The organism is Vibrio sp. Vb0888 (genome assembly GCF_033338835.1).
GTDB lineage: Bacteria > Pseudomonadota > Gammaproteobacteria > Enterobacterales > Vibrionaceae > Vibrio > Vibrio alginolyticus.
The window spans coordinates 7,691-14,868 of record NZ_JAWOTL010000035.1 but is presented as its reverse complement, the minus strand read 5'-3'; the positions used below and the strand labels follow the sequence as shown (position 1 = coordinate 14,868).

Below are 7,178 nucleotides of genomic sequence, written 5' to 3'. Positions count from 1 at the left end.
TCGAATAACTTTTTGTAGGATAAAATGAACGAAACAGATCTTGTAGAGTGTTTGGTCTAGCGAGTTTTGGGGCATTTCTTAGCTATAAGTACTCACCGTAAACAAAAAACTATTAGCAAATAAACAGGTAAGTGCCTCTTCTCATACCGATGATGTACCCCCTCTGTCCAAAACGCGACGATTTTCGTCAACTTCTATTCAGATATCATTCATTTCCACGTTACGATTTCTGATGAATATCGGACGTTCGGATAAATTTAGCTAGGGCAAAATGAAAGACCTGACCCCGAACATTTTCACTAACTCGCACAGGACTTCCTTTATTGCAACCGATAACAGCATGCAAGGGGTTTATCCTTGCTCACTTCTAGATCTAAATGAATTGACTAAAGCAGCCCTTTTCTGGCTGCTTAGATGAAAAACCACTTTTATTTTAGGACCATAAAAAACGCGATTATGGTTAGATGTGAAATCTACCAAAAGGTCTAGGATAAAAGCGAGTTAGCTAATTTGAGTAAAATAGCTAACTCTGGCTACTCACAACTCACTGCCTGTGTTTGAACATCGATAGTGCATGATAGATCAGACCAAGGAGTAGCTACTGTAAATGTTACGTCACCACTCCACATACTTAAATCCATGACATAAACAGTAGGATAGTCTCGCTGTAAGTGGGTTAATGATATATCACCATGTACAGAGCCTGCCTTTTTCTCTTTATTTCCCAATTCACAATATTGGACTGACTTCCCTGTTTTAAATTCATACACAGTGATACATGGATTATCTTTCAAAACATAGGCAGCAAAATTTTCTTTCTTCGTTCTAACTGAATAATCCGAAGCATATAATCTATATTCAGACGCACTTGTGTAAGCTGATACCAACACCAAGCATACCGTTAAAATACGTTTAAGTTTCATTCTAAATGCTCCTTTCTTGCAATAAACCTACCACTTGGAATATCAAATCTCCTCCACGCTTTAACATTCGACATAACTGCTTTAAACGTTTGGGCATTGTAATTAACTAATGCAGGAACAAACACTTCTCTAGTACTAGGGCTATTGTCTCCTCGATAAGTTAAATCGACTAAAACATTCCTTACATTGAGAGATAAGTTATCCCAATCAACTACCCCAAATTTTTCTCTCACATCAGGTTTTGTTAACAAAATTCGGGTCTTATCTTCCATATACGCGTAGACTTGTTTAAACATTAGGTGTTGTTGTTTGCGGGTTAGGGTGAGTGTTTTGTTGTCCAACCCTGAATTATTCAACGATTCAAGGGCTGCTTCTTTTTGTATACCCTCGACGCTTAGTAACCAGTTTGAAAGCTCTGGCATCAATCCAGATTTTTGGAATAACTCTCTTAAGTTCAATGCAGAAGGTGATTGTCCTGTTGCACCCGTTGGTGGATTACCCATATCTAAACCTCGGCCAATTGTAACACCAGATCGACCGACCACCACGCCACTATTATTAGGAACATGGGCTTGTCTCGAAAAATAGGGAGATGATGGGTTGTCATCGCCTTCGCTGTCAAAGGTAAATTGTCCCTTGGGTACTGTTAGCCACTTTTCGTCCATCTCATCATCAACAAACTTCCAACCTTCTTTAACAGCCTCATCTAAAGCAAGAATGGTATTTTTACCGACAATCCCATCCACATCACCAAATTGGTAGCTTTTATGTATGGTATGTGTTGGCTTATAGTGGGTTTGAAACTGTTTAACTGCACCTTCTATCACACGGCCAAAATCACCGTCAGCCCCTAAATCGAAACCTAAGTAGATCAATGCCTCTAGAATGGCTTTGACCTCAACTCCTTTACTTCCCTTACTAAGGGCTTCCCCACCACCAGAAGCCAATAACTCCAATTTATCAGATGTTGACAACGGCTCTGAACGCAGAACGAGTTGCTTAACTTTAATTACAGGTGTGTTCTTATCTGCCCCCACATTACCAACAATAGGATGCACATGACAGTGGGATTTACTGCTGACTTCACACTGAATATTGGAATGAGCAAAGGCTGTTTTTGATGTTGTTACGTCTTCAGCAGGCAAAGGAGAACGAACGGAAGATTGACCACTCGTCTTTTTAGGTAATGTCACTTGAAGCTTATCACCAAGTGATAACACCGAAGGATCCGCATCATAATTCGGATTCATTCCTAATAGGGACTTAGCCGAAAGGTTATATAATGCAGCAATACTACTCCACGTTTCAGGTTGGTTCGTCTTAGAGTCAAGTTGACAGGTGTGAAACTCAGATTCAACATCATAAGTTTCAGTCACTTCAATGGTGATTTCATCACCGACATTCACCATGTCTGGAGAGTCCTTGTATTTAGGGTTTAAAGTCAGTAATTCTTCGAGTGTTATTCCCTGTCTATGCGCGATTTTAGACAGACTATCCCCACTCTTAATGATGTAAACGATTTTGCCATCCTGCTCTTTCTCTTTTTCTAAAATCGATGCCGTTCGAGTGGAAAACACTGCACCCATATCAAGAAGACAAGCGTGTTCATCGAGCCACTCAGCCGTAATATCATCCAAAAGTAAATCTTGTGAGAGTTTTTCTTTTCTATACAAAAGGTGTTGCCTTGCAATCACTTGATTGTCGATTTTATAAGGCAGCAAAATCATAGATTGTGGTTTGGATACGATGATCTCCTCGCTGAGCCGCCATTTAGTGGACTCAGTGACATTGAAGCCCCATTTGTTATTGCCCGCGATTTTATACTCGTGGATAAACTCATCATCAATAAAGTGGTAGAAGTAACCTTCTGTAGGCCAACCTAAGCGCTCCCCAACCTGAACAGAAGGCTTAACTGGGATAAAAATATCACGATAAATGGCACTGCCTTTTTTGACTGGAAGAACATTTCCATAGCTCAACGCTGTTTTCTTAGAGCCAGCAAACTGATAGAGCAGAGTTTTAGGCTCATTAACCAATATCGGAGTACTCAAAATAGTACTGATGTTATCTGAATCTTTTGATTTAACCCAAGAGTTGAGGGGAGTCTTTTCTTTGTCAGTTTCAGCTACGACAAACGAATCAATACTGAATGCTTTTACCTCATCGAGTGAACACGCTAACGCCACATTGTATTCCAAGGTAACGTCTTGAGGTGTATCCGTTGACGTATGGTTGTGATTAGTATTGGTTTGTGTTTTCTTTTTATATGTATCTTCAGGTGCCATAAGTGACATTGAATCTACGGGTTTACTTTGATATCTCATCAACTCGACCAGTACAGGTAAATATCGGTCAATGATAGCTAAATAGTGACCGTGTTTGTGTTGGTTTACCTATGCAAGATAACTAAAATCAATTTGATTTGAGGCGTATGCTCTCTCCATCTAAGTTCGGATAACCTTTTGTAGGGCAAATGTACATTAACAGGATGTGAATGAGTAAAAGGCCTACCTTACAATGGGGCGTGCGACGTGAAGTCGTATGAAGCGCTGTTCACCGCTTGATGTGTGAACCATCTGTATCACCAGATGAACCTAGGAGCCTGAATAAAGTAGCGGCTCTGACAATGTAACGAAGGTTGGTATTTGCCAATCGGGATCTAAATCGTGAGAGGACGATCCTCCTGATAACCACAAGTCGGGTGAGTGCTAGGTAGTCAGCATGATGAACATAAGTGAATCCGCTCAAGGTGCGTTATGTGATGAAGCAGCGGAAGTGGTTAACACGCTGTAGCCAAAAGGCGTGAGAGTCGGAAAGAGATTGCCCCATGCTCTTTCGTGATCGTTGAACTCTCCGCACCATAGCGGGCATCTAAACTGACATTGCGCGACATACGGAACACGGTAAGCCTGTATCGCTCCCTCTGGGAAAGCCTCTGTGGCCGATAGTGATGCAGGTAGAGGATGTCGGAAAAAGCGAAGGCTGCATTGTAACGATGCAGATACAGATCCCTATCTGGCACGAAAGTGAGCTGACTTCCGACAGGTCTTCCGTTGCAAGAGAATTTGAAGAACTTTATTCAAGGAGATAAGCAAATGATGATTTCAAAAGAGATTAGTGCCTCTCCTGACAGTGCTCAATGGCAATCCATCAATTGGAAAGTCGTAGAATCCCATGTATTAAAGCTTCAGATGCGTATTGCAAAGGCAACACGAGAAGGTAAACACGGCAAAGCGAAAGCATTGCAATGGATACTTACTCACTCGCGTTCAGCAAAGCTTCTTTCTGTTAAGCGGGTATCACAAAATAAAGGCAGTAAAACGCCTGGAATTGACGGCGTTATCTGGAATACAGATACGCGCCGCATGAAAGCTGTCAATCAATTGAGCAGAAGAGCTTATCAAGCCAAACCGCTTAAGCGTATCTACATCCCCAAGAAAAACGGCAAGCTCAGACCACTTGGTATCCCCTGCATGATCGACAGAGCGCAACAAGCGCTCCACCTTCTTGCACTAGAACCAATATCTGAAACTATCGCCGATCCTAATAGCTACGGCTTCCGACCTAATCGAAGCACTGCTGATGCAATTGCACAGTGTTTTATCTGTTTAAGTCAAAAGAAATCCGCGCAATGGGTGCTTGAGGGAGATATTAAAGCCTGTTTCGATAAAATTGGTCATCAATGGCTTATCGAAAGCATACCAGCAGACAAACGGATGCTGGAACAATGGCTGAAATCTGGCTTTATAGATAAAGGGTTGTTCTACCATACCGACGAGGGGACACCGCAGGGTGGGATTATATCTCCCACTCTGATGTTGATGACACTTGCAGGTCTAGAACAGCGCATAAAATCTACCGCCCTCAAAAAGGGTGCGAGAGCCAACTTTATTGGATACGCCGATGATTTCGTCGTCACCTGTGCCTCAAAGGAAGTGCTGGAGAACGATATCAAACCGTTGATTGCTGAGTTCTTAGCGGAAAGAGGCTTAACACTCTCCGAAGAAAAAACGCACATTACCCACATCAGCCGTGGTTTTGACTTTCTAGGCTTTAATCATAGGAAGTACAAAGGAAAACTGCTCATTAAACCGAGCAAATCCAACACTCTGATGCTCTTGAGTAACTTGCGTGAACTCATCAAGAAGCACGCAACCATCCCCGTTAACGATCTAATCAAGTTGATAAATCCGAAACTCAGGGGCTGGTCGAATTACTATCGACACTGCGTTGCTAAACAGATATTCGGATATGTAGGTCACAAACTATTCCATGCGTTATGGCACTGGGCTAAAAGGCGTCATCCGACTAAGTCTAGAACTTGGATCGCCCTTAAATACTTCATCAACCGTCAAGGTCAATGGCAATTTCACGGTTGGCAGAAGATCATGGATATGGATTGTCAGTTCAATCTGTATCAAATAGCTAAGGTGCCGATTGAGAGACATGTGAAAATCAGGAGTGCTGCAACGCCTTTTGATCCTCAATACCAAGAATACTTGGCTAAGAGAAAATCAAAGAAGCAATGCCGTAACTCTTGGCATGAGCCTGCTCTCACCGCTTTATAAGTTGCTGGGTGCCAATCGGTGCCTTCGTGAAGGCTTGAGCCTAGTGCGGTGAAAGTTGCACGCTGGGTTCTTAGAGGGGCGACACTTGGTAACAGGTGTCGTCTACTCGACAGAAACGAGTTATAGTCGGTGATAAAAATCGTGCACTTCGGATAAGTTGAATTGGGTAAAACCAAGTAAAAGAGTCGAACTGAAGCATGTCTATCAAGTCGGTGGCAATTCACTTATCAGTTACTTAACTATATTCATAGCACTTTGATATCGTGCTCCTCTATTTTATCTAACCACTCACATACCTAGTTCAGCTCGCTCCTGCACCTCGGCTTTTATGGAGAGGATCGCTCATAGACCATAGAGAATTACTTCTTGAGATCGCACGTAGACCAGCAGCCCTTAAATAAATAACAAAGTAAATACAATTGGTTACAGCCACATCCATCTAGGAGAGGATCACTCCTAGACCATAGTAATTTGCTTTTAGAGATCGCTCGTAGACCTTAGGGGGCTGAATCGAAAGGGACTCAATGAAACTAGGATATCATTGTTTCTCTTGACCTTTTGCTCATGAAAGTGACGTCCATTAGTATAGCGAATATAACTATCCACTTTTTCTTTCAGAATAGCATTGTATACACTAGGATTTTCTTATGTTTATTGTTTCGTTCTGGAAAGATAGTAATGAAAGCTCGCATTGGTATTATGTCGGAAGACCTTATTCGCAGACACATGATTAATGTGGCTGCGGGCAACACCACTCATAACAAACATATACCATCACTCTGGTTCACATCACTAGATGAAGCCTCAAAATTGCTATGTAATGAAAATATCGAGCTAATGATTCTAATGAGTAAAGAAAAGCCTGACAGCCTATCTGAGCTTGCGGAGATTAGCGGTCATCATATCCGCGAACTGTCACGAAAACTCGACTTCTTATCATCAAAAGGATTTATTCAGTTCGAGGAGAAAGGCAATGCTCGTCGCCCCATAGCTTTATTCACTGACTTTGAGATTCTTCTCGGTAAAGAATTAGAGAATACACTGCAAGAAAGCTATAGTGCATGATGCCCAACACTCGTTACTGCGGCGCATGCCGCTTAAATAGCACAGCTTTATGCTGTGCAGGTTCAAATGAAGATTGTTTTTAATACTTACCTTCGAGATCAACTTGATAGTCACCAATTACCTCTTCCAGCTCTTTTTTATGGTTCTCAGTTTCTTCAACCTACTTGTCAGGATTGTTAGAGATATCGTGCTCAAGCAAGTCAAGAAACCCATTTAGCGCAATGTCACTATCATTTGAGCCGACTTGCTCGTTATCACTGCTTTTAGCCTTAGCCTCGTTCTTAATATAAGTCTCACTCATAAAAATGTCTGCCGTAGCCCCGTAGCACAATAACAATTTCACCAGTCTCAACGATGTTGTCTAATCAAAAACATCTTAATCAGAAATATTAAAAACAATTTCAGACAGCTCAATGAAAGTGGGACGTCGTTGTTTTCCCTGACCTCTCAGATGGATTTATGAATCTTACCTAACGATGTTTATGATCGGTCAAAGGTTATCTCGAAGCTAGACTGATTTAATCTTTTTAATTTCATAACCTTATAGTGAAAAAGATTGGTTTTTATATCGTTGTTTTCCATGATCACTGACTGCAAAAAGTGAAAGAAGCTCTATCGTTGT

General features: G+C 41.6%; 4 protein-coding genes. 2 read left to right on the top strand and 2 right to left on the bottom strand.

Features of this window, described 5'->3' with window-relative positions; genetic code table 11:
• Positions 1-533: 533 nt before the first annotated feature.
• Together R7P72_RS23180 and R7P72_RS23175 are read right to left on the bottom strand one after the other, a co-directional pair.
• Positions 534-923, bottom strand: a complete 390-nt coding sequence (locus R7P72_RS23180) for a hypothetical protein (RefSeq protein WP_025541419.1) — start codon at positions 921-923, stop codon at positions 534-536.
• Complete coding sequence (locus R7P72_RS23175) at positions 920-3,208, bottom strand: LysM peptidoglycan-binding domain-containing protein (protein ID WP_318110768.1); 2,289 nt, start codon at positions 3,206-3,208, stop codon at positions 920-922. Before R7P72_RS23175 ends, R7P72_RS23180 begins: the two co-directional genes overlap by 4 nt.
• An 810-nt stretch (positions 3,209-4,018) precedes the next feature.
• On the opposite strand from R7P72_RS23175, the gene ltrA reads away from it, so the two are divergent.
• Positions 4,019-5,491: a group II intron reverse transcriptase/maturase gene (ltrA, locus tag R7P72_RS23170; protein ID WP_318110767.1), complete on the top strand. Its 1,473-nt coding sequence runs from the start codon at positions 4,019-4,021 to the stop codon at positions 5,489-5,491.
• 678 nt (positions 5,492-6,169) lie between these two features.
• Positions 6,170-6,556: a transcriptional regulator gene (locus R7P72_RS23165; protein WP_029838646.1), complete on the top strand. Its 387-nt coding sequence runs from the start codon at positions 6,170-6,172 to the stop codon at positions 6,554-6,556.
• The last annotated feature ends 622 nt before the right edge of the window (positions 6,557-7,178 follow it).